Source organism: Roseibium sp. MB-4 (genome assembly GCF_053005265.1).
On the sequence record NZ_JBRKQB010000002.1, the window covers coordinates 804,146 to 827,948 of the forward strand.

22 protein-coding genes and 1 pseudogene are annotated in these 23,803 nt (G+C 57.0%); 10 read left to right on the top strand and 13 right to left on the bottom strand.

From position 1 onward, the window contains the following. Window positions 1-38: 38 nt before the first annotated feature. From ACVDG4_RS14905 to ACVDG4_RS14930, 6 genes are read left to right on the top strand one after another with little or no spacing between them, the layout of a single operon-like run. Entirely contained in the window at window positions 39-947 is a 909-nt protein-coding gene (locus ACVDG4_RS14905) for a MurR/RpiR family transcriptional regulator (protein ID WP_447235649.1), read from the top strand. Continuing rightward, window positions 944-2,026 (top strand): aromatic ring-hydroxylating oxygenase subunit alpha, encoded by a 1,083-nt coding sequence (locus ACVDG4_RS14910; protein ID WP_447235650.1) that lies wholly within the window; start codon window positions 944-946, stop codon window positions 2,024-2,026. Before ACVDG4_RS14905 ends, ACVDG4_RS14910 begins: the two co-directional genes overlap by 4 nt. Then, entirely contained in the window at window positions 2,023-2,877 is an 855-nt protein-coding gene (locus ACVDG4_RS14915; protein WP_447235651.1) for a hypothetical protein, read from the top strand. The genes ACVDG4_RS14910 and ACVDG4_RS14915 overlap by 4 nt, the downstream gene beginning before the upstream one ends. Continuing rightward, window positions 2,870-3,613 (top strand): sulfotransferase-like domain-containing protein, encoded by a 744-nt coding sequence (locus ACVDG4_RS14920; protein ID WP_447235652.1) that lies wholly within the window; start codon window positions 2,870-2,872, stop codon window positions 3,611-3,613. Before ACVDG4_RS14915 ends, ACVDG4_RS14920 begins: the two co-directional genes overlap by 8 nt. Next, complete coding sequence (locus tag ACVDG4_RS14925) at window positions 3,610-5,061, top strand: aldehyde dehydrogenase family protein (protein WP_447235653.1); 1,452 nt, start codon at window positions 3,610-3,612, stop codon at window positions 5,059-5,061. Before ACVDG4_RS14920 ends, ACVDG4_RS14925 begins: the two co-directional genes overlap by 4 nt. After that, complete coding sequence (locus ACVDG4_RS14930) at window positions 5,061-5,438, top strand: carboxymuconolactone decarboxylase family protein (RefSeq protein ID WP_209174508.1); 378 nt, start codon at window positions 5,061-5,063, stop codon at window positions 5,436-5,438. The genes ACVDG4_RS14925 and ACVDG4_RS14930 overlap by 1 nt, the downstream gene beginning before the upstream one ends. 97 nt (window positions 5,439-5,535) lie before the next feature. Here the strand turns inward: ACVDG4_RS14930 and ACVDG4_RS14935 are convergent, their stop codons facing one another. The 7 genes from ACVDG4_RS14935 to ACVDG4_RS14965 form a co-directional block, all read right to left on the bottom strand. Continuing rightward, a complete protein-coding gene (locus ACVDG4_RS14935; RefSeq protein WP_409693685.1) occupies window positions 5,536-5,943 on the bottom strand; it encodes a RidA family protein in 408 nt (135 codons plus the stop codon). 22 nt (window positions 5,944-5,965) lie between these two features. Next, window positions 5,966-6,856, bottom strand: coding sequence for a sugar kinase (locus ACVDG4_RS14940; protein WP_447235654.1), 891 nt, complete (start codon window positions 6,854-6,856; stop codon window positions 5,966-5,968). A gap of 3 nt (window positions 6,857-6,859) precedes the next feature. Next, window positions 6,860-7,915, bottom strand: a complete 1,056-nt coding sequence (locus ACVDG4_RS14945) for a D-TA family PLP-dependent enzyme (protein ID WP_447235655.1) — start codon at window positions 7,913-7,915, stop codon at window positions 6,860-6,862. After that, a complete protein-coding gene (locus ACVDG4_RS14950; protein WP_447235656.1) occupies window positions 7,912-9,378 on the bottom strand; it encodes a M81 family metallopeptidase in 1,467 nt (488 codons plus the stop codon). Before ACVDG4_RS14950 ends, ACVDG4_RS14945 begins: the two co-directional genes overlap by 4 nt. A 90-nt stretch (window positions 9,379-9,468) precedes the next feature. Continuing rightward, window positions 9,469-10,509 (bottom strand): TRAP transporter substrate-binding protein, encoded by a 1,041-nt coding sequence (locus ACVDG4_RS14955; protein ID WP_447235657.1) that lies wholly within the window; start codon window positions 10,507-10,509, stop codon window positions 9,469-9,471. Between the two features lie 29 nt (window positions 10,510-10,538). Continuing rightward, window positions 10,539-11,822 (bottom strand): TRAP transporter large permease, encoded by a 1,284-nt coding sequence (locus tag ACVDG4_RS14960; protein ID WP_409693699.1) that lies wholly within the window; start codon window positions 11,820-11,822, stop codon window positions 10,539-10,541. Next, a complete protein-coding gene (locus ACVDG4_RS14965; RefSeq protein ID WP_447235658.1) occupies window positions 11,819-12,346 on the bottom strand; it encodes a TRAP transporter small permease in 528 nt (175 codons plus the stop codon). The genes ACVDG4_RS14960 and ACVDG4_RS14965 overlap by 4 nt, the downstream gene beginning before the upstream one ends. A gap of 158 nt (window positions 12,347-12,504) precedes the next feature. Between ACVDG4_RS14965 and ACVDG4_RS14970 the strand changes: the two genes are divergently transcribed. Further along, window positions 12,505-13,467: a MurR/RpiR family transcriptional regulator gene (locus ACVDG4_RS14970; RefSeq protein WP_447235659.1), complete on the top strand. Its 963-nt coding sequence runs from the start codon at window positions 12,505-12,507 to the stop codon at window positions 13,465-13,467. Window positions 13,468-13,629: 162 nt separating this feature from the next. Here ACVDG4_RS14970 and ACVDG4_RS14975 read toward each other — a convergent pair whose 3' ends face one another. The 5 genes and pseudogenes from ACVDG4_RS14975 to ACVDG4_RS14995 all read right to left on the bottom strand — a co-directional run. Next, complete coding sequence (locus tag ACVDG4_RS14975; protein WP_447235660.1) at window positions 13,630-14,403, bottom strand: SDR family oxidoreductase; 774 nt, start codon at window positions 14,401-14,403, stop codon at window positions 13,630-13,632. Then, the gene (locus tag ACVDG4_RS14980; RefSeq protein WP_447235661.1) at window positions 14,403-15,326 is read right to left on the bottom strand and encodes a dihydrodipicolinate synthase family protein; all 924 of its coding nucleotides are present in this window, start codon (window positions 15,324-15,326) and stop codon (window positions 14,403-14,405) included. The genes ACVDG4_RS14975 and ACVDG4_RS14980 overlap by 1 nt, the downstream gene beginning before the upstream one ends. Window positions 15,327-15,343: 17 nt before the next feature. Beyond that, window positions 15,344-16,003: an aspartate/glutamate racemase family protein gene (locus ACVDG4_RS14985; RefSeq protein WP_447235662.1), complete on the bottom strand. Its 660-nt coding sequence runs from the start codon at window positions 16,001-16,003 to the stop codon at window positions 15,344-15,346. 263 nt (window positions 16,004-16,266) lie between these two features. Next, on the bottom strand, window positions 16,267-16,692 hold the full coding sequence (locus tag ACVDG4_RS14990) for a GntR family transcriptional regulator (protein WP_306147868.1): 426 nt from the start codon (window positions 16,690-16,692) through the stop codon (window positions 16,267-16,269). Between the two features lie 39 nt (window positions 16,693-16,731). Continuing rightward, window positions 16,732-16,923, bottom strand: a pseudogene (locus tag ACVDG4_RS14995) (GntR family transcriptional regulator); the annotation flags it as partial. A gap of 92 nt (window positions 16,924-17,015) precedes the next feature. On the opposite strand from ACVDG4_RS14995, the gene hydA reads away from it, so the two are divergent. Then, the gene (gene hydA, locus ACVDG4_RS15000) at window positions 17,016-18,398 is read left to right on the top strand and encodes a dihydropyrimidinase (protein ID WP_447235663.1); all 1,383 of its coding nucleotides are present in this window, start codon (window positions 17,016-17,018) and stop codon (window positions 18,396-18,398) included. 233 nt (window positions 18,399-18,631) lie between these two features. Next, window positions 18,632-21,151 (top strand): heavy metal translocating P-type ATPase, encoded by a 2,520-nt coding sequence (locus ACVDG4_RS15005; RefSeq protein ID WP_447235664.1) that lies wholly within the window; start codon window positions 18,632-18,634, stop codon window positions 21,149-21,151. Window positions 21,152-21,240: 89 nt separating this feature from the next. Here ACVDG4_RS15005 and ACVDG4_RS15010 read toward each other — a convergent pair whose 3' ends face one another. Beyond that, entirely contained in the window at window positions 21,241-22,662 is a 1,422-nt protein-coding gene (locus tag ACVDG4_RS15010; RefSeq protein WP_447235665.1) for an amidase family protein, read from the bottom strand. Between the two features lie 292 nt (window positions 22,663-22,954). On the opposite strand from ACVDG4_RS15010, the gene ACVDG4_RS15015 reads away from it, so the two are divergent. Further along, window positions 22,955-23,605 carry a lipoyl protein ligase domain-containing protein gene (locus ACVDG4_RS15015; protein ID WP_447235666.1) on the top strand — a complete coding sequence of 217 codons (651 nt, stop codon included), beginning with the start codon at window positions 22,955-22,957 and terminating at the stop codon, window positions 23,603-23,605. The last annotated feature ends 198 nt before the right edge of the window (window positions 23,606-23,803 follow it).

Sequence of the window (23,803 nt, forward strand, 5' to 3'; positions counted from 1 at the left end):
GTAATTGTACAAATGTACTCTCGTCAATCATGAATGATATGAATGTACCAAAATCTGATTTGAAGGCACCGCAGACGGTACTCGACGACCTGGCTGCCGAGCTTGAGGTGTTGACCCCAGAGCTGCGCAAGGCGGCAAGCTATGTGCTTGAAAATCCGAATGATGTCGGCGTCAGCTCAATCCGCGAGATCGCAGATGCTGCCGGGGTAAAACCCAACACATTTGTGCGCATGGCACGGTCTGTGGGTTTTGAAGGCTATGAGGACTTCCGGCAGCCGTTCCGCGAAGCGATCCGCAGCAGAGGTACAGATTTTCCGGACAGGGCGCGTTGGCTGCAGTCCCTATCCAAAGGTGGCAAATTGGGTGAGCTCTTTGCCGAAATGGCGGCCTGCGCAATCTCGAACATCGAGAACACTTTTGCGGCAACCGATGCGAATGCCATGAAAGCGGCCGCCGATGCGATCGTGAATGCGCGGCACACCTATGTGCTCGGCGTTGGCGTCAACAACTCCAACGCTCGCAACTTTACCTACCTTGCAGACATGGCCGTTGACACGATTTGGACGATCCCGCGTATGGGGTCTGTCGCAACAGACGACTTGGCCCGGGCAGACAAACGCGATGTGTTGCTCGCCATGACCTGCAAACCGTATCGAACCGACGTGATTGAAGCGGTTGAGGTTGCCCGCGAACAGGGCCTGACAATCGTCGCAATCTCGGACAGCCCGGCTTCCCCCATCGTGGTCGGCAGCGATCACGCCTTCATCATCGACGCCGAAACTCCGCAGTTTTTCCCCTCGTCCGTGTCAACGATCGCGTTGTTAGAAACGCTGCTTGCCTTTGTCATTGCCGACGCACCACCCGATGTCGTTGCAAACATTGAGAAGTTCCACACCCGCCGCCATGCCATGGGGCTCTATCAGGAAGAATGGAAGGACCGCTCATGAACGTTCACAGCCAGCTGATCCATTCGCTCGAAGCGCGGTACTATACCGATCCTGCTCACTTTGAGCGGGAGAAGGACGGCCTGCTGGCACGAACGTGGCAATTTGCAGGACATGCGTCTTTGCTGCAAAAACCAGGCGATTATTTCACGATCGACATCGCAGGTGAAAGTATTGTCTGCCTGAAGGATCGCGAGGGTGTGCTGCGCGCCTATTTCAACGTTTGTCAGCACCGGGCCCATCAGCTGGTTCAAGGCGAAGGCAACACCAAGCTGCTGGTGTGCCCTTATCACAGCTGGACTTATGAACTCACTGGAGGTCTGCGGTCCGGACCCAATGTCAAATCAGTCCCAGGATTCGACCGCAACCAAATTTGCCTGAGCACCGTCCAGATTGAGAATTTCTGCGGCTTCCTGTTTGTAAACCTAGATCCCAATGCCAAGCCTATGGACGAATGGTTTCCCAATGTTCGGGAAGAGCTGAGATCCTTTGTTCCGCATATCGATCGGCTACAGCCGCTCGAGTGGGTGGAAATCGAAGAAAACTGCAATTGGAAAGTCTCGGTCGAAAACTATTCCGAGTGCTATCACTGCCCCATCAACCACCCGACTTTCGCGACCGGTGTCATCAAGCCCGAAACCTATGACATTCAGCCGCAAGGGTATTGCCTGCGCCACACAACAGAATGTCAAAATCTGGAGCGCATGACCTATGAGATCGACCTCGATTCCAACGAACATGCGGGAGACTATTCTTCCTGGTTCTTGTGGCCGTTGTTCTCCTTCCAGGTCTACCCGGGCAACATCTTGAACACCTATCACTGGCGCGCGGTCGATGTGGATCACGTCGTTGTCTGGCGCGGTTGGTACACCATTGACGGTGTCGACAGTGAAGTGGTGCGCCGTCTTGCAGTGCAGGACCGCTCGACCACGGTCGAAGAAGACATCTACCTGGTGGAATCGGTACAGCGCGGTCTCAAGAGCCGCGGATACAAACCCGGACCTCTGGTGCTAGATCCAGCCTGCGGTGTGCATTCCGAACACTCTGTACAGGCACTGCAAAGCTGGATGCGCGAAGCATGACGAGCGAAACAGCGTCCAAGGCTGCCTGGCACATGCCGGACGTCTGGACGGCTGATCAGAAGCTGTTTACGCATCAGGTCGGGTTTACCTGTCCGCCCCGGGACTGGGATGCTGCCCCATCAGACTTTCTGCGCATCGCCCCCCCCTCAGTTGGAGTGCACGGGTGGATGCTCCATGCGCCGGACTACGGTCACCAACTCGACCAGCGGAAGCAAAACTTTGCAATGCTGGAGGAATTTGCCGCGCTGATGGCAAACAATGGTGCGGACGTGTGCGGTCAGGTGGGGTCCAACTGGGTGCACGCCTCTGGCCTGGGCGTTGAGGGTATCTCTGACTTCTGCAAAAAGATGAGTGATAAACATGGTCTCGCGTTTCACATGGCCGGCTATGCGATGGTTGAAGCCTTGCGTGCCACGAACGTTGAAAAGGTGGCCCTGAACGCAGTCTATCACTGGCCAAAGTGGTGGCAGGGCACAGTTGGGTTCTTGAAAGAAGCCGGGTTCGATGTGCTTTGGGCAGGCAATTTCGTTGACCAGGGCTGGTTTTCCACTCAGGACGACGTCAACAAACAACGCTGGATCTTTGAAGCTGATCTTGCAGCAAAAAGCTTCGATTACGTTGCCGAAAAGGCCCCGCAGGCAGATGCCTACCTGGCCAACGGAATGGTCAATTTCCGCACAGGTCCCAACCAGCAACCGCAACGGATGCTGCACCTCACAAGCATGCTTGAAGACCGCCTTAGCAAACCGGTAATCGCGCACGACACGGCACTTTACTGGCGGATTTTCAAATCGCTGGGGCTGGCTCCGGCTGGCGAAAACGGGCAACTCTTGAGGTCTCTGAATGCATAAGATCATTGCTCTATGGGCCGTGCCGCGCTCGACCTCTACAGCCTTTGAATGGATGATGCGCCAAAGGGGAGATCTGGATTGTCTCCACGAACCCTTTGGCGAAGCCTGGTATCAGGGAGAAGACCCGTTCTGGCCGAGATGGAGACCTGGCGACAAGACCACGCAGGGGCTTACTCTGCAAAGCGTTTGGCAGGACATTCAAGAGCGCGCTGAAAAAGGCCCGGTATTCATCAAGGACTTCCCCCATTATGTGAACCACATGTGGGACCCGGAGTTTCTCTCCAACTTCACCCATGCCTTCCTGATCCGCGATCCAGCCCTCACCATCACTTCGATGTATGACAAGTGGCCGGATTTCGACGCCGCCGAAGTCGGGTTTCCAGAACAACGGGCCCTCTACGATCTGCTCACGGCCTTGAACGGCACACCTCCGCCGGTGATTGACAGCAATGACTTGCTTGAAACGCCGGAGAAAACGGTCGAAGCCTTTTGTGAAGCCGTCGGCATTCCGTTCATAAAGGAAGCCTTGTCTTGGGAGCCGGGTGCCGACACTGGACAATACAGCTGGTGGGATGGCGGGTCGTTTCATGAGAACCTGAAGCGGTCCACAGGCCTAACAACCCAAAAGAGGAAATACGTGGACATTTCAGAGGCTCCAGCAAGGGTCCAGCATGTCCACAAACGCATGAAGCCGCATTACGACCGGCTCTACGCCAACAGGATTATACCCTCGTGACCCAAGTACCAGCTTACTGGCAAAACTTCATCGACGGCGCGTTTGTGGACGGTGGCGCCGGACGTCTCGAAGTACTCGATCCGGGCACCGGAGAGAAACTTGCCGAGCAGGCGCTGGCGGATGCCGCTGACGTCGATCGCGCGGTTCGGGCGGCCAAACGGGTCAGCGACAGCCGCACGTGGATGGATCTTCGCCCTGTAGAGCGAGGACGGATTGTCCGCAAAATGGGTGATTACCTTATGGATCGCATCGATGAAATCGCCCCAATCCTGACCCGGGAAGCAGGAAAGCCACTCTGGGAAGCGAAGCTCGAAATCGAGGGCGCAGCCCGGTATTTCGAATACTACGGTAACCAAGCCGAAACCATGGAAGGCCGGTCGATCCCTTTGGGCGGCGGGTATTTCGACTTTACCGTCCACGAGCCTTTTGCCGTTTCCGCCCAGATCATTCCGTGGAACTATCCGATGGAGATGACGGCGCGGTCTGTTTCAGCGGCCCTCGCTGTTGGATCTGCTGTGGTGGTCAAGACACCGGAACTCGATCCGCTCACGAACCGGTATTTTGCAGATGCGGCCCTTGCCTGCGGTCTGCCGGCAGGCGTCTTGAACATCCTCTGCGGTCTTGGCAAGGAGGCAGGAGCGACTTTGTCCGCCCATCCCGACGTCAATCAGATCGTCTTTACCGGGTCTGTTGCTACAGGCTCGGCCATTGCGACGGCCGCGGCCCGGAACGTCGTGCCCTGTGTACTTGAACTTGGAGGGAAATCGGCTGCAATCGTCTACGATGACGCCGATCTCGACGCATTCCTTTCGGATGTCCGCTGGGGCATCTACTTCAACGCAGGCCAAGTGTGTTCGGCCATGTCCCGCGTTATCGCCCATGAAGCCATCCATGACAAGCTGGTGGACGGCATTGTCGGCATGGCGGAAGAATTGAAGGTCGGCCCGGGTCTCGAGTTTCCCGACTTTGGCCCAAATATGGGACCAATGATCTCTGAAGGCCAATGTCAACGCGCTGCTGGCATGGTCTCTCAAGCGGAGCGCGAAGGAGCCCAGGTTGCGACCGGTGGCCGGCGCATGAACCGCCCCGGTTATTTTCTCGAGCCGACGGTTCTGACCGATGTTTCACCTGACATGAGAATTGCAAGCGATGAAGTTTTCGGTCCGGTGCTGTCTGTGCTGAAAGCACGGGACGAACGTGAAGCGCTCGAGATTGCCAACGGTACGCCCTACGGCCTGGTGGCCGGGGTCTTCACCGCCAATGTCGACCGATCCATGCGGGCCTCCCGGCAGCTCCGGGCAGGTCAGGTGTTCGTCAATGAATGGTACGCTGGCGGGGTCGAAACGCCGTTCGGCGGCTTTGGCAAATCCGGCTATGGCCGGGAAAAGGGCCGCGAGGCCCTGCTCAACTACGTTCAAACCAAAAACATTGCAATCAGGATAGGCTGATGGATCAGGATCTATTTGAAAAAGGACTTGCGCAACGCAAGGCAACCCTTGGCGCGGAGTATGTGGAGAAGAACCTTGCGGCCGCTGATGACTTCACACGCCCTTTTCAGGAAGCAATGACCGCCTGGTGCTGGGGCTTTGGCTGGGGCGATGATGTCATCGACGCCAAGACCCGCTCCATGATGAACCTCGCCATGATCGGGGCGCTCGGCAAGATGACAGAATGGGAAACCCATTGCCGCGGAGCCGTTACAAATGGCGTTTCCAAGGAGGAGATTCGCGCCATCATCCACGTGATCGGCATCTATTGCGGCGTCCCCCAGGCCCTGGAGTGCTTCCGGGTGGCCAAGAAGGTTCTGGAGGAAGCGGAGCTCTGATAACGCCGCATAAACGCGTTTGAAAACCTGCGCTTTTCTCGCGATCTTTGAATCTTATGAGAGACCGGGAGCCGATAGCCCCGGTCTCCACTCTAAATCAGTCGGCTTTTGGGAGCGGTTTGTACGCGACCGCATCGATCTCGACCTTTGCGTCGACCATCAGCTGGGAACGAACCGTCGAGCGGGCCGGACCACCATTCGGGAAATAGCTGGCGTACACCTTGTTGAAGGTCCAGAAGTCCCGTGTGTCGTCCAGCCAGACGCCAACCTTCACGACATCATCGAGCGTGCAGTCCGCAAGGGCGAGCGCTGCGATGACATTTTCCATGGTGCGTTTGGTTTGGCTTTCCACGCCGCCCGGTTCGATCTCGCCATTTTCCTTCATGGCGACCTGGCCGGAAATGAAGACAAAGTCCCCAGCGCGTACGGCTGTTGCGAAGGGAAGAGGTTGTCCGCCGGCACCGGTTTTACCGCCGCCGAATCGTTCGATCGTGGCTTGGCTCATGTTCAAGCATCCTTTTTGGTTTTTAATAGGAAAGGGTCATGTTCGGTGCGGTGACCGCGCCATAGGCTGTGGTCGAGTGCGCAGCGGCGCGATTAGCGATGCCTGCAGCTTCGACTGCATTACCAGAGCGCAGCCACGCGGCCATGAAGACACCGTTGAAACAGTCTCCGGCACCGGTCGCGTCCACCGTCTCCACGGCTTCACCAGGGATTATCTTAACTCCGTCCCCGCAAGAGACGGCAACACCATCGGCACCGAGCGTCAGGGCAACAACGCGCGCTCCAAGAGTGTGGTAGAACCGGACGATCTCTTCCGGGCTTGTGTGCCCGGTCAGCGCACGGGCATCCTCAAGGCCCGGCAAGGCGATATCGCAGTGTTTCATGACCTGATGCGTCACCGCGCGGGCTTCGTCCAGCGACCAGAGCGCGGTCCTTAAGTTCGGATCAAAGGCCACTGTCCGGCCGTTTGCGACAGCGACTTCAATTGCGTGGCGCGTGGCGTCCCGCAAATCATCCGATACCGCAAGGCTGATGCCCGAGGCATAAACCAGCGAAGCGTCCGCGATGGCGGATTGTGGAATGTCTTCCCGAGTCATACGGGTTGCAGCAGACCCGTTGCGCCGGTAGAGGAACTTGTGTCCGTTCGCGTCATGCTGGACAAAATAGATCCCGGTATCCTCGCCGGGCTTTGACGTAACGTACTTCGTGGACACACCTTCGCGCCGCCAGGTTTCCTGAAGTTTTTCACCAAAGGTGTCTGCTCCAATATTGGCGATCAATCCGACATAGGTTTGCTGGCGCGCAGCCGCGATACAGACATTGGAGACATCGCCGCCGCACCCGGGCAAGAAAGAGCCGTCGGGCTGCTCGTTGAGCTCATAGAGCGGTTCCCCGATACACAGTATGTCGACCATGGATCAGACCACCTTGCCACGGGCAGATACGGGCGACGGCCCTAACGCTTGTTCACCTCGGACAAGCTGAACCTCATCAACCATATTGCTGACCACGCAGACGTGATTGGGCACGATCCGGATCCGGTCACCCACCTCAAGGCTAATGGTTTCGGCGCGCAGCACTCCGTGCTCTTCCGACAAGGCATCAACGGTTATGTCCGGGCGGCCAAGAACGTGGCCATGGCCGTTCAGTCCGAGGAGATCGGAGGTCAGGACCTTGGTACCTGCATCAATGACGGCCCGATCTGGAACTGGCACAGAGACAATCGTTGCAAGTACCGTCAAAGCGCAGTCGCCCCAGTCACAAACTCCCCGGCTCACTAAATATCGGTCATTGTAGACGTATGTGCCGATCCGGTATTCGGTCGCAACCGGTACGTTTTCCGCCTGCCACATTCCAGGTGATCCACCGTTCGATATCACGGCGACCTTCAGACCATCAGCCTCGATCAGGTCCCGGGCTTTGGTGAGCCAGTCCTGAACCGCTGCTTCCTTGCCGGCTGGCGGATAGGTCATCAGCCCGCCGAAGGTCAGGCCAGGGCTCTGGTTTATGATTTGCGCCAGGTCCCGCGCCGCTTCCGGACTGGTGACGCCGCACCGCTCCGCGCCGGTGTCGCATTCAACCAGCACGGTGAGTCGGCTGGCGGTGTCAGAAAAAGCGTCCGACAAACCCTTCACGGTTGAGGTGTTATCCGCAACGACACTCAAGCGGACCTTCCCGGCCAGCGCCTTGAGCCGTTCCAGCTTCTCCGCCCCAAGGACATTGAAGGTGATCAGGACATCATCGATGCCACCGTCCGTGATCATCGCTTCAGCTTCGCTGATCTTTTGGCAGGTGATACCAATTGCTCCGGCGTCAAGCTGACGCTTTGCCAGAAACGGCAGTTTGTGGGTCTTGATATGCGGGCGCAAGGCAAGACCATGTTTCATACAATAGGCCTGATAAGCGTCGATGTTTGCCTCGGCGATGTCGAGATCAACGAGTACTGCCGGCGTTTGGATGTCTTCAAAACTCATGCAAGGGCCATTTCGAAGGGGTTGGAGACGATCGGCCACAGCGGGCGCGTCAAACGGGAATAGGGCGTCGTTTTCGGGTCATTGGGGTAAGGACCGTCAACAGAGGCATAAAGTACCTCCGCCGCAATCTTTGAAAATGCACCGTAGAAGTGGTTGGTCGACTTCACCACCAGAACTTTTTTGGCTGTGACGTCGATGCCGAGATTGGTGAAAAGGTCCGGCGAAAATGCCTGACTGCGATTAGAGTTCAGCACCACATCGATGCCGCCAAGCCGGATGACAGAACAGTCGCCCAGGGGAACAATCGATGTGCCGAAGCTTTGTACCGCCTCCCGCTGGTTTTTGAGCACGGTCACGGTAGCGTCGACCGGATCGCCAGCGGTCGAGGACGTCTTGCCGCCGAATCGCAAGTTAAGACGTGCCCCCTCCCCGGCCGCATGACAGAGCCGCACGGCCATCGGGTCCCAAATGGTTCCAAACGCCGCCGATTGGAGGTCCTGGGCCATAGCTTCGCGCAACATCAAAGTAGAATCACCGGCAACGCCACCACCTGGATTATCCCAGACATCCGCAACGACCACCGGGCCTTTGTCCGCTCTGGCTGCCTTGGCCAAGGCATCCGATGCGGTCAAAAACTGGGGCTTTGTCTGCCCTCGGAAGGAAAACAATTCCTTGCCCAGACGCGTCGCAATATCGGTCCCCTTTGACCGGTCATTGTCGGTCACAACAACGATCTTGGCACCAAGGTCCGGAGAATCCCCGGCCATGAACCCATGAATGGCTGAGACTGAAAGCACGGTTCCGTCTTCTTCCAGCGCTTTCATGCGGTCGACAAAACCGCGCATTGGAGCCTGACTGGTCGGCAGGATATCGATCATGCGCACATCATAGGCGGATACGACCGGTTTGATTTCGCCCCTCAAGGCTCGCAAAACAAGTGCGACACAGGCTTCGCCCGTTTCGGCAAAATCCGTATGCGGGAATTCCTTGAACACGGTGATGATGTCCGCATTGTCGACCCGCTTCTGACTAAGGTGACTGTGCGGATCAAAAGTGACACCGATGATCGTCTCTGGCCCGACAATGCCCCGAACGGCTTCCAGCAGAGCACCTTCGCAATCGGTGCAGCCATCTGCGATCATCGCGCCATGCAGGCCCAGAACAACGCCATCCAGCGGCAAGGCTTCACGGACCTGCTCCAGGATCTCGTCCCGCAAATAGACCCAGGTCCCAGCGTTCAAAAGCCCCCCAGGCTCGGCCCAGGTGGCAGTGCCCTCTATAAGGTCGAAATCAAGGTCCTGAGATGCCCGGCGAAGCGCTGGGAAAACACCGCTGCACAGAGTTGGCGTTTCCGGATGAGCGCCGGGAGCTGCATAAAAACTCTGTTTGAAGTCAGAAAAGTCCGTCCGCAGAGGCGAAAACGTATTTGTCTCTGTGGCGAGCGATGCACAGAAGATCCGCATGGATTGGGTCCTGTCCGGGTGATTATTATATGCCGGAGACCATTTGGCGGCCTCCGGCAAGTTCTTCAGACGGCCATCCGGCCGTGCCGATCAGTTCAAATAGGAGGCTTCGTTTGCCTTGTTGACTGCATCGCGGAACTTCACCAGCAGCTCATTGGCCTTCGGGTCGAGGTTCTCTGCGACATGCGTTTCGAATGCCGGCTGTGTAGCTGCTGCCATCTCCGCCCGCTGGTCATCGCTGAGCGCGGTGACCTTGATGTCATCGGCGAGCCCTGCAAGACCGCGGTCGGAAGCTTCAATGATGCGGGAAAGGCCCCGGCTGGCTGCAACACAGTTCTCAGCGGCAGTATGCACGGTGGCTTTTTCGCTGTCGGACAGGCCCTCGTAGAAGGCACGGTTCATCAAGAACGTGTACGGCGAGAACAGATGATTGGTTAGCGTCAGATATTCCTGAACCTCTGCGAAGTTCGCGAAGGAGATGATCGGGACCGGGTTCATCTGACCATCAATCACGCCGGTTTGCAGGCCAGAATAGACCTCGCCCCAGGACAGCGGATAAGCTTCTGCGCCAAGAGCTTTCACAATAGTCTGGTGCGACGGCAAGGTCATGGTGCGAATACGGATGCCGTCAAAGTCAGCCAATTTGGCAATCTCGCGCTGCGAGTTCGTGACGGCAAAGAACCCGCCCGTGTCCGGGAACCCGAGCACAACAACATCACCAATTTCAGCCTCAATGTCTGCGGCAAGAGCCTTACCGAAATCTCCGTCAAAGACTTCATAGGTCGCAGCATTTCCGTTGAAGGCGAACGGCAGGTTCAGAACATCAATGCGCGGATAATAGCTGGCAAGCGCTCCGGTAGAGGTCAGCGTCGCCTGAAGCAGGCCATCACGCACCTGCTGAACATGTTCTGCCGCTGAACCAAGCTGGTTGGAGCCGAAAACCTCGACAGAAACACTGCCGTTGGTGCCGGAAGTGACTAGGTTGTCAAAGACGGCGGTGCAAGCATGGGCCGGATTTTCAAACGGGTCGGTCTTGTTATCGTGACCGAAGCGAATAACGCCTCCGTCCGCATAGGCGGTGCTGGCGATCAAGGTGGCGGCAAGCGCCGCAGATAATGCAGTCCGTTTCATGTGATTACCCTCTCTGGTGTTTGTTTTGGTTAGTTGGCAAAGCCAAGGAGTCTGGGCAGGAGCAGGGCGGCGTCCTCCCAGAAAGCGAAGATGAAGAGAATGGCGACCTCGGCGATCAGGAACGGCATCAACTTCACCGAGATGCGTTCCAGGCGTTCTCCGGTCACGGAGGAAAGAACAAACAGACAGGCGCCGACGGGCGGCGTCATCAGCGAAATGTTCAGCGCAAGGACGAAGATGATTCCGGCGTGGATCGGCTCGAGACCAACCTGCTCGGTCAAAGGTACAAGCACTGGCGCTAGGATGATCAGGATTGCGGTGATATCCATGACCATGCCGACAACCAGCAAAATGCCGATGATGATGGCGATGACGGCATACCGGTTGTCTGAAAGGCTCAGGACCGTCTCCGCCATGAGCTGCGGAATACGTTCAAAGCTCATCCACCAGCCGAGCACGCTGGCAAAGGCGATAATGACGAAGATGACACCGGTGATCCGTGCAGTACGAACCAGCATGGAATAGAAGTTCTTGAAAGTCAGCGTGCGGTAAACGACGGCGCCAATGAAGAGCGCATAGGCAACGGCAATGGAAGCTGCCTCTGTCGGCGTGACGATACCGCCAAGAATTCCGCCAAGGATGATAACTGGCATGGCGAGTGCCGTCAGGGAGGAGACGAATGTCTGCCAGACTTCCTTGAGGCTGGCCCCGCGCAAGGCTTGCGGCAGGTTTTCCCGCTTGCCGCCAACGACGATGACGCCCATGCATACGGCGCATATCACGAGTCCCGGAAGGATGCCTGCCGCAAACAACCCTGCGATCGAAACACCCATAAGCGAACCATAGACCACCATCAGACCGGATGGCGGAATGGTTGGCCCAATTATGGAACCAGCTGCGGTGACAGCACAGGCGTAATCGCGCTTGTAACCTTCTTTGACCATGGCCGGAACGAGTGTCCGCCCGAACGCTGCGGCATCAGCGGTTGCAGATCCGGTCAGACCGGCAAAGAAGACGGATGCCAGCATGTTCGTGTGTGCAAGACCACCGCGAAAGCGACCAACCAGGACCTGAGCGAGTTTCACCAAACGGGTTGTTATGCCCGTCCCGTTCATGATCTCACCGGCCAGAATGAAAAACGGCATGGCAAGGAACGGAAAGATGTTCAGTCCGTTGAAGATCTTGCTCGGCCCAATCGCAAGGAACGAGCCGCCGCCCATATCGATCAGACCGATGACACCGGCAAGACCAATGGCAAATCCGATCGGCATGCCAAAAAGGATCAGGACAACAAATGAGATGGCGACGATCATTGGCCGTCCTCCATTACAGGTTCGGCAAACACGGGTTTGTCGAGGTAACCACCGAGATCCCGCAAGAGGACAAGAACAAGCTGAACCGAACACAATGCCGCGGAGACGGGGATCGCCGCATAGAAGGGCGCCAGACTCATGCCGAAGATCATGGCGTGCCGGGGCGCACCGCTTTGGGCAAAAGCAATTCCGTACCAGGCGACATAAAGGAAGAGCGCCAGCGACAGCAGATCCATCGCGATCAGCACTATTCGCCTGACGGAGACCGGAAAGATCATGACAAAGGCCGTAAGCCCAATATGATCGCGCCGGGCGATACCGGAGGACACAGCGAGCATCGCTGCCCAGATCATCAGATAGCGGGCCAGCGTTTCCGGCCAGGGCAACTGCCAACGGAAGTAGTAGCGGTCGACGACGCCGAGCCAGACGTCGAGCACGAGTGCGAGCATCAAACCCGCAACAACAAACTCAACAACCTTGTTCACCCGCTCGCTTGTTATGGCTGCACAATCCTGAACCAACATCTTCCTCCCAGAATGCGGCCTGTAACTCAGTTACGCTTATGACATCGAAAGACCTCAAGTTCAACGCAAAAATGAAATTTAGTTACATTTCTAGTTTCGTTTCGCTTGATTATACGGAGTTTCTTGATTGTTTAGACAGAGATATGTAACTTAGTTTCATGACAAATGACCCTGAAGTTACACTCGAAACTGAAACACCTGATGCGGGCGGCACCCCCATGCGACCACCTCAAAAAGGCGGACCGGGTGTTTTTGACGTGCTGTCCGCACTGAACAATCTGGATGGGAACTTTGCTGCCCAGGAGCAAAGGGTCGCGACCTACGTCAAGAACCATCTTGATGCGATCAGCAACATGACAATCGGTGATTTGGCCGATCACTGTGAGGTCAGCAAACCGACGGTCATCCGGTTCTGCCGCAGTCTGGGATGTTCAGGTTTCCGGGACTTCAAACTGCGCCTGGTGCAGAACCTGGCTGTGAGCGCGCAATACATGGGCGCAAACACAATACCCGACGTTCCAGACACCAACACGGCCATCGACCAGGTGATCGGCGCGCTTTATGCCTCGGTCGACACTCTTCGAAAGCAAGTCGAGACGGACATGCTGGATGCAGCCAGGGACGTTATCCTGAATACACGGCAAATCCTCTTTGCCGGCATCGGCGGCGGCTCGTCCATGATCACTCAAGAAGCGGCAAACCGGTTTTTCCGGCTTGGTATACCGTCATTCCATGTAAGTGACAGCTATCTGCTCCAGATGCGGGCCGCAACGCTCGGGCCCGGAGATACGCTCTTTCTGGTCTCGGCCAGCGGTGAAGCAGATGCAATCGTAGGCGCTGCGGAAATTGCAAATGGTTATGGCGCGACCACGATTTGCATCACAAAACCGGGAACCAGGCTTGCAGCCGCAGCCAAAGTTCCGGTCCTGATCGACGTCCCCGAAGACCGGGCGATCTTTAAACCGACAGCCTCACGATATGTACATCTGGTGGTGATCGATGCATTGGCGACCGCAGTGGCGCAGGAATCTGCGGACACGACGAAAGAAAACCTCCGCCGCATCCGCGCCTCCCTCACCGCCTATCACGGCCGCACCGGACCACAGCCACTGGGTGACTAAGGCACGGTCTGGCGTTTCGCTTCTGGAGATCTGCAAGGTGTCTTCAGCAAGCCGCAACTGGAGCGGAAGCTTTCTTCCCCGCAGCTGACATTGGGAACGCGTACCTAAATGCGCTCCCAATCAGCCGCGGGCAACTGAGATATCAACCAATAACCAAACGTTCTAAATCCCGCGAATGCTGCCGCCGTCAATCCGGATCTTGCTGCCCGTCACATAGGACGCACGCTCGGAACAGAGGAAGGTGACGACATCCGCAAATTCATCTGGCCGGCCATAACGCCCTGCCGGTATGGCGGCTGCCGACTGTGTTGCAACGTCCTCGACGCTCTTGCCAAGGCGTTTGGCCGCCGCTGCATCCAATTCATCGACACGGGTCGTATGAATGCGCCCGGGCATTGCGATATTGACGGTGATCCCTTTCGACGCGACTTCGGTGGACAGTGTCTTGGACCAGCCGACAAGCGCCGACCGAAGGCCATTGGACAGGGCCAGGTTCGGGATCGGCTGCTCAACACCGGACGAGGAGATTGTCACGATCCGGCCCCAGCCGGCGTCTTCCATGCCCGGCAGACAACGGTTGGCAATATGGATCAGGTTGGCGACCATGGTCTCGAAATGTGCCATCCAGTCGGCACGCGCCGGATCCGTGCTGCGTCCCGGAGGTGGGCCACCAGCGTTATTCACCAGAATATCTATGTTTCCAGCTTCCAGCAGGCTGTCCAGTACCGCATCGACTTCAGCGGCATTCGCCACGTCCAGCTTTTGAGCCGTGACAGAGCCATCTGTCGTCTTTGCCCACTCTGTGATCGCATCCGCATTCCGGGCCGCGGCGATCACATCGGCGCCTTCTGCCGCCAGGCTCTTCGCAATGGCGGCCCCCAAACCACGGCTAGCACCAAGAACAAGCGCCCGTTTTCCTTTGATCCCAAGATCCATCAGTTTAGTTCCTTCAGTCTTTCTTCTTGACGCGCCAAGAGCGCATCGACTTCGGCCTGCGCCGCTTTGGTGAGCCCGGCACCTGGCCGCCGCAAGGCAGCGCTGCCAATCACACCCCGCTTGGCAAGCACGTATTTCCGCACGGCCAGGCCAAGACCCGGCTGCTGCTCGTAACGGGCCAGCGGCAAGTAAGCGTTGAAAAGGTCGCGCGCCCGCGCAGCGTCTCCGGCGTGCGTATAGCGCACAACGTCCCGCATCATTTCTGGATAACAAAAGCCGGTCATAGCCCCATCAGCGCCGCGATCCATTTCCTCCGGCAGGAACAAACCGCCATTACCGCACAGGATCGAGATCCGGCGGGCAAGCGCCCCCTCTGCCCGCAGTGCAGAGATCTTTTCGAGGCCCGGCCAGTCCTCATGTTTGAGACACACGCAGGTCGGGATGTCTTCAACGATCCTGGCAATGGCGCTTACCGGAATATGCACCCCCGTTGCCAACGGGAAATCCTGCAAGACAAACGGCACATCGCCAATGAATTCCGCTGCCTGAGTGTAATAGGTCACAACCTGGGCATCGGTCTTGAGGTTCCCGGGCGGTGCAATCATCACACCTCCTGCGCCAGCATCCATCGACGCTTTGCTGAGTTCCGCCATTTGAGCGAACCCCGGTGCTGAAACGCCCACGACCAGAGGGATACGCCCGTTCAAACGGCCAAGGATCCTTTCAACAACCTCAAGGGACTCTGCTGTTGTCAGCTTGGGTGCCTCTCCCATCATGCCCAGCGCCGTCAAACCGGTCGCACCGGCCTCCAGATAGAAATCCACCATCCGGTCAACACTCTCCATATCGAGAGCGCCATTGTCGTTGAACGGCGTCACAGCGATCACGTAGACGCCCTGCGCCTCTTCCGTCAGTCGGGTCATGCCCGATTCTCCCTTTGTTATGCGCAGGTTCTCAGCGCCAGTTGACCGATCGCGGCAGCTGTTGCTGCCTGGCACGGATCGACAACCGGCAAACCTGTCTTTTCTTCAAGCAGTGTTCGATATTGCGCCATCCCCGCACATCCCGTGATGAGGACATCGGCGCCAAATTGATCTCTCAGCGTTCCGCCAACCTCTGCCAATCGGGCGATAGTTCTGTCCGCATCCGCGAGATCCAGAACACCAAGCCCGAGCGGCAGATCTGCGGCCAGCCGGTCCCGAACGCCAAGAGCCCCGAGATACCGTATATGCCGCTGAATGGAAGCGCGGCCCAGAGACAAGATTCCAAAACGTTGACCCAGCATCATGGCCTGGAGGTAGGCGCTTTCCGCAATGCCGAGAACCGGTATGGTCTGCGCCTCCCGAAGCGCCGCCAGACCGGGGTCTGAGAAACAAGCAACCACAAAAGCAGAGGCATCTTCTTGCAAGCCCCCGGCAAGCTTCAGCAGGGGACCAACAACGCCATCGACATGCGCCTGCGTTTCAATCCCCGCAGGACCCTCCTTAAGGGTGAGGCAGGAAATCGGAACCGGTGATATCTGACGCATTGGAGCAATGGCATCATCAATCCCGTCGGTGACATGCTCTGAACTGTTGGGGTTGATCACATAGATGGTCATGCGGGCATCTCCAGGCACCGGGGCGCGATTGCATCACTTTTGCGGCCCCAAAACACGCATCTGGAACGTCTACACAAGCGGCTCATCGCGGCTACAAAAGAGCCCAATTCGAAGCTGCGGCGACGCCGATTCATCAAGGGAAATTACTACAACACTGCCCTTATTCGTTATTTGGTATACCAACGGAACTCCAGGTGTCAATGCAGCAAAGACCCGCGCAAGAGACTTGCGCGGGTCAAAAATTGGGTTTGACTAATATTTAGTCAGGAAAGTCGATGAATGTGTGCCAGGATCGCTTCGCGGGCATTTTCGATATGCCGACGCATGGCGGCTTCGGCTGCATCCGGGTCGCGAGCAAGAATTGCGTCTATAATTTCAAGGTGCTCACGGGCACCAGGCTCAAAACGCGACGGGATCTCCCCCTGATCGAAAATACGGGTTTTAAGTTTCAGGCCTTGGATCATCTCTGCCAGCAGTTTGGATCCGGCGATTTTAGCAATATGCATGTGTAAATCAAAATCAAAATCGGCATGAGTGACGGCATCTGGTCGATCATTTGCAAGGAATTTCTCGATCGCAGCCTTAAAGTTCAACCAATCCTCGGGGGCCGAGTTGACGCTGGCTGCCTGCCGCGCCGCCTCGCATTCCAACAAACGCCGCACGTGCAATATCTCAACGATTTCGGACACCGAAATCCGGGAAACAGTCGGCGTTCCCCGCGCGCTCCGTGTGACAAGACCTTCCGTGATCAAGCGGGTTATCGCTTCCCGGAGCGGTGTACGCGACACACCGAGACGCTCCGCAAAGGCACGCTCTTGCAAAGGCGTACCAGCCGCGAGATCACCACAAAGGATCATCTTGCGAAGCCGCTCCAAGGTATGCTCTGTTAAATTTGGCTCTGCTGCCTGTTGTACCGGCATGAGTTTCCTACACCTAAATAGCGCCTTTTACAGGTCGTGTTTGCATCCTTGGTATACCAAGCGTATTCTAATTTTGCAAAGAGGAGCGATGCATGACCCCACCCGTTTACGACACAGTGATCCGCAATGGTATCCTTGGAGATTCACTAGGGCACGCCGAGGGTGATATTGCCATTGTGAATGGGCGTATTGCAGCAACCGGCCTCAACTTACCCAAAGGAAACACGGAAATCGACGCCCGGGGGCGCATTGTCTTGCCTGGTGGCGTGGATACCCACTGCCACATCGAACAGATGTCCGGAGCCGGCGTGATGAATGCCGACACCTTCGAAACAGCAACCCGGTCGGCTCTCCATGGCGGCACAACAACCACAGTGTCCTTTGCCGCGCAGCACCCGGGCATGCGCATTCGCGATGTCCTGGCCGACTACAGCAAACTTGCCGCTGCTGGGGCGATGACGGATTACGCCTTTCACATGATTGTTGCAGATACGTCGGGCGAGAACGTCAGCGATCTGAAGACAGCCATCGCTAACGGGCATCGATCTATCAAGATCTTCACCACCTATGACAAGGTCCGCCTTCAGGATAGCGAAATCCTCACCACTTTACGCGCGGCAAGGGATGCGGGCGCGCTGGTGTGTGTGCATGCGGAAAACGACGCCATGATCCGCGATGCCACAGCCACCCTCCTAGCGGAGGGCAAAACCGCGCCGCGGTACCATGCCCAGTCTCACCCGCGGCTTGCGGAAATCGAGGCAATCGAGCGCATGTGCCGGTTCTCGGAATTCACCGGTGCGCGGGTGATGATTTTCCACATCTCGACACAAGAAGGTGTCGAGATCGTCCGCAAAGCAAAAGCACGCGGTGCCAACATCCACGCCGAAACCTGCACGCATTACCTCTTTCAAACTGAAGAGATTCTTGATCGGCCGGACAGCGCAAAATTCCTCTGCAGCCCGCCGCAAAGACAGAAAGAAGATCAGGACGCCCTGTGGGCCGCACTCGGCCAAGAGCTCGAGCTCGTAACGTCCGATCACGCCCCTTACCGAATGGATGAAAGTGGCAAGTTTCGGCACGGGCCAGATGCCCCCTTCCCAAAAATCGCAAACGGTCAGCCAGGATTGGAGCTGCGCCTGCCTCTCTTGTTCGACGCGATAGTGTCGAACGGCCGGGGTGGTTTGGACAAGTTTGTCGAACTCACATCGGCAGCGCCCGCGAGGGTTTTTGGTCTCAAAACAAAAGGCTCTCTGGGCATCGGCAAAGACGCAGACTTTGTGATTTGGGATCCGGAACGGAAACACAAACTCCCCAACGCGCTGCATGACAACGTTGGCTATAACCCTTTTGCCGGCGAAACGCTCAAGGGATATCCGGAGAAAGTCCTAAGACGCGGCGAAATCGTCGTCGATAACGGCGAGCTATTAACACGGCCCGGAACCGGCCAGCATTTGAACATGACCGCCGTGCGGTGATCAGTAGAGGTTTTCGAAGAGTTACCGAAGAAGATCATCTTTGCTTCAGTTACAACTTTCAGAACGCATAGCCCTCTAACGCCGCGATGCTACAAAAAACATCATCCCCAATCGCTGACAGAGTGATGTTCTCCCACTGGCCGGATATGTAAAAAACCGGACCTTGACCTTCCAGCGACTAGAAGCTCCATCTTGTTTTCAATAACCAGTTCAAAGATGAAGGATGGCGCGTCATGGCGGCCGATTCCAGTTTTCAAAAATCCATATCTCTACCAATAGAAGGCATGCATTGCGCGTCCTGCGTTGGCCGTGTCGAGCAGGTCTTGAAAAATGTTCCTGGCGTTGCGGATGCCAATGTTAATCTTGCTACCGAACGCGCGCAGGTTCGCTTTGACGGCGCAGTTGAAACCCAAACTCTGATCGCCACGATCGAGGGCTTGGGGTACGAGGTCCCGAGGCAAACAAGCCATCTTGCGATTGATGGAATGACCTGCGCCGGATGCGTCCGGCGGGTGGAACAAGCGCTGCTTTCTGTTCCGGGCGTGTCTGCGGCAAGCGTGAACCATGCCACAGAACGAGCAACAGTGACCGGAAACGCCGATATCGCAACACTCATTGCAGCGGTCTCAGAGACCGGCAAATCCGCACGCCAGATCGGCCAAGACGACCACCCCGCGCAAGATACGGCATCGAAACGGGACGACGAAACACGCCACCTGAAGAACCGCGTGATAATCGCCGGGCTGCTGACATTGCCGGTGTTTATCCTTGAAATGGGCAGTCATCTTGTCCCGGGCATGCATCACCTGATCGCGCAGACGATTGGCATTCAGGCCAGCTGGCTGTTGCAGTTTGCGCTCACCAGTGCGGTACTGTTCGGTCCGGGCCAGTCCTTCTACCGGCAAGGCCTACCGGCCCTCTTGAAGGGCGCTCCCGACATGAACAGCCTCGTGGCTGTCGGGACAGCCGCCGCCTATTTCTTTTCGGTGGTCGCGACGTTTGCACCATCCCTTCTGCCCGTTGGAACGGTCAACGTCTATTATGAGGCGGCTGCCGTCATAGTAACGCTCATTTTGATCGGACGGTGGATGGAGGCGCGGGCCAAGGGACGCACCTCAGAAGCAATCCAACGGCTGGTGAAACTTGCTCCAAAGACGGCGCGCGTCCGGCGGGACGGCAAGACTGTTGAGGTCGAGGTCTCCAGCGTTGCAGCCGGTGAGATCATCGAAGTGCGTCCGGGCGAAAGGCTCCCGGTGGATGGCGAAGTGATCGAAGGGGCAACGTTTGTCGACGAGAGCATGATCACGGGCGAACCTGTACCGGTTTCAAAAGAACCTGGGGCAACCGTCATCGGCGGGACGGTCAACCAGACCGGAAGCCTTGTGTTTCGTGCCACTGCTGTCGGCACTGACACGATGCTTGCACAAATTATCCGGCTGGTAGAAGAGGCTCAGGGAGGTAAGCTGCCAATCCAGGCGATGGTGGACAAGGTCACCATGTACTTCGTACCGGCAGTCATCACGCTGGCTCTTCTCACCTTCGGTGTCTGGATTGTGTTCGGGCCGGATCCCGCTTTGACGTTTGGTCTGGTGAACGCCGTTGCCGTCCTCATCATCGCTTGCCCCTGTGCGATGGGCCTTGCGACACCAACGTCAATCATGGTCGGGACGGGACGGGGCGCCGAAATGGGGGTTTTGTTCCGCCGGGGCGAAGCCCTGCAGGTCTTGAAGGAAGTGCGCGTCGTTGCCTTTGACAAGACAGGAACACTCACCGAAGGGGCACCGAGCCTGACCGACCTTGAGGTCACGAATGGCTTCGATGCCCAAACGGTGCTGTCCCATATCGCAGCTGTCGAGGCAAAGTCGGAACACCCGATCGCACAAGCGATTGTGGAAACCGCCGGGGCACAAGGTCTTGCGCTGCCGTCTGTGCGTGATTTTGAAAGCTTGACCGGTATGGGTGTTGCTGCAAATGCAGGCGGGCAAATGGTTCAAATCGGCGCGGACAGGTACATGGCCCAGCTCGGACAGGATGTGTCGGTCTTTGATGACATTGCCGAACGTCTTAGCCATGAGGGCAAATCCCCGCTTTATGCCGCGCTGGACGGCCAACTTGCCGCCATTATCGCCGTGTCCGACCCGATCAAGACGACCACCCCCGCCGCAATAAACGCCCTGCATGCGCTTGGTCTCAAGGTTGCAATGATCACCGGAGACAACAGCCGCACGGCGCAGGCAATTGCAAACCGGCTTGGCATTGACGATGTCATCGCAGAAGTTCTGCCGGAGGGAAAGCTGGAAGCGGTGAGAGCTCTGAAGGCCGCACATGGCCAGCTTGCATTTGTCGGTGACGGGATCAATGACGCGCCGGCCTTGGCCGAGGCCGATGTCGGCCTTGCGATCGGGACCGGAACGGATGTGGCGATCGAGGCGGCGGACGTCATTTTGGTGTCCGGCTCGCTCGCCGGTGTGTCGAACGCGATCGCCCTTTCCAAGGCGACAATCCGCAACATCAAGCAGAACCTCTTCTGGGCCTTTGCCTACAACACGGCCTTGGTCCCGGTGGCGGCAGGGATTTTGTATCCGGCCTTCGGCATTCTCATGTCGCCAGTTTTCGCAGCAGGCGCGATGGCGCTCAGCTCGGTTTTTGTCCTCGGCAATGCTTTGCGGCTCAGATCCTGGGCACCGAAGATGCCGGTTGCCTCCAGCAGCAGCGCAAATGCCGGAGCTCTGAAGGTCGCGCCAGCGGAATAGAACGATGATTGAGACGGGGCGCAGCGCCAAGTCGTGCCCCGTCAAGCATTAGAACCAGCCTCACCGGCGTTTCATGTGATGAGATCTGGTTAAGCCCGCTCACGGTCAAACAGCTTGTGCGCCATGATGCCAGTGCGCGTTTCGATCGCTTCCAGTGCGTCAAGGATCATGTCCTCGCGAAAGCGCCGGCCGACCATCTGAACGGCAACCGGAAGTCCGTCATGCATGCTGGGCGACACGATGCCGGCCGGCAGGCCCATATAATTCATGGCAAAGGACCAGATCCCGCAGCCGAGCACTTCCATAATGCCATCCTTGCCCTCCGCATCCCGGTTCCAGGCATAGGTCGGTGAGGGCAGGAATGGGGTCAGCACAAGCGGGTAATCCTCAAGCAAGAGGTTCCACTGGCGGATGAAATGCGAGCGCCGCGCCATTTGGCGGAGCAGCTCCTCCCCCTCAAACGGAGGAAAGAGTTCGAAGTACTCGTCGAACATGCGATTGATTTCGGAGCTGCCGTAGGTCCGGATATCGTTCAGCATCAGGACATTGATCTCGCCCATCAGCGCGCGGTATCCGGTCTCGCCGATCTCTCCAATGTCCGGCGTTTCGATCTCAACGACGTCATAACCTGCATCAACCAGACAATCGCGTGCCGCATCCAAGGCTGTCGTGACTGCAGGATGTGCCTCGAACTGATAGGTGTTTTTCGTAAAGCCGACGCGAATTGGCTGGTCCAGGGCGGGTCCCTCAAATGGTACGGGGACCTGCCAGGGATCATGCGGGTCATATGCGACGGCGGACTTCATGGCGAGGCGTACGTCCCGCACCTCCCGGCAAATGACACCCTGGACAGACATCAGTTGCGCAAGCAGACCGCGTTCGGCACTTTGCGAGGGGTTCCAGGCAGGTGTGCGGCCGAGCCCCGGTTTGACCGTCACCGCACCCGTGGTTGCAGAGGGAAACCTCAAAGAGCCGCCGATGTCATTGCCGTGGGCGATGGGGCCCATCCCGCTCATGACAGCTGTGGATGCGCCACCGGATGACCCGCCGGATGAAGCCCAGTCGTTCCAGGGGCTAAACGTGCGGCCATACAGGTCGTTTGTCGTTGTTGCCCTAAACGAAAATTCCGGCGTGTTCGTCCGGCCGATAACGATTGCGCCAGCATTGGTCAGGTTTTTGACGAACGGCGCATCATCTGGCGCCATAACCTCGGAGAATGCTTTCACGCCATTCGTGGTTGCCTTGTCCTTCTGGTCGACATTGACCTTGATGGTCACCGGCACGCCGTGAAGCGGCCCGACCGGTCCGGAGCTTTCCATGTGCGCATCAAGAGCGCGCGCACGCTCAAGTGCCGCATCGCCCATATCATCGACGACGGCATTGAGATGACCGTTCACGGTCCGCATGCGATCGATGGTGGCCGCCGTGGCCGCTTCAGCCGAGATTTGGCCATTGATGATTTCCGCGACAAGTTCGCTTGCGCTCAATTGCCAGACTGGTTTTTCCGCCATCCTTGGGCTCCCACTCACAACGGACATTTGCAACCGATCCGTTGGAAAAGCTGCTTTTGCCAATTGGTAGTGAAGCCAACCGTTTGAAACAACACCGTAGGTGCACGGTTCCAAATGGCCAAGCTGTTGGGGTGAGCAGCCGAAATAGCTCGAAGATGTTGAAAGCCTACGTTAGCGAATTCAACTTCCAGCAGGTTGATTGCGCTCGAGTTGTGTTCCAATCAGCGTTCCGTTAGATCCAGTTGGTCGGCAGAATGTCCGAATGAGCGAAGGGTAACACTTGATCGACTTCATGAACGCAGCGGACGCTTTGGCACACGAAATGGAGCTCCTGGATGACGTAAGCCGCAATCCGGATCGCCGGCATTTGTGGTTTTGGGACAGTCCGCAGTGTCTCGTCTCCCCCAAAAGCCTCAGCAACAAAAAAAACTTCGAGGAAGCATCGCGTCAGCTCGAAAACGAAGGCTGGCCGATCAATTTGCGCAGCACGGGCGGTGACGTCACACCTCAGGGCGCGGGCATCCTAAATGTGACTCATGTCTATGCGACACAGCCCGGAAACGCAGTTGACCTAAAGAAAGAATACGATCGCTTATGCTCTCCGATTGAACAAGCGCTAGGCAACGGGGCAAGCCGGGGATGGCAACCGGGTGCATTCTGCGACGGGGAATTCAACGTCCAATTCAACTGCCGGAAATTCGCTGGTACTGCCATGCGCATCCGCCGCGGAAAGGCGGACAGAACCCGTAGTGCAGTCCTTGCTCACGCAATTATGCTCATTGAACCTGTGTCTCTTGATGCGATTGCCGCGATCAATCGGTTTTTGCGATTACTGGAAGAAAACAGACAGATCGATCCAGACGCTCATGCAAGTCTGCCTGCTCATTACAGCAAGTCTGACTTCATAAGCGCACTGAAAAATGCTTTCGACGCGCAAACATAGAGTCTTTTATGCCGAAGCACGTCCAGCATTGGCTCTACCTCAGCAGTTCAGACGCAGCCGCGGTTAGTTCAAAGGAGCATTACGGCTCGACTTAGCCGTCTTTTTTGGAAAAGATGTTTTGCACTTTCAATGCTGAGATAGCCAGAAACCTGAGAACCAATTCAATCAAAATATTGATTTCAAATACTTTTTCAAAAG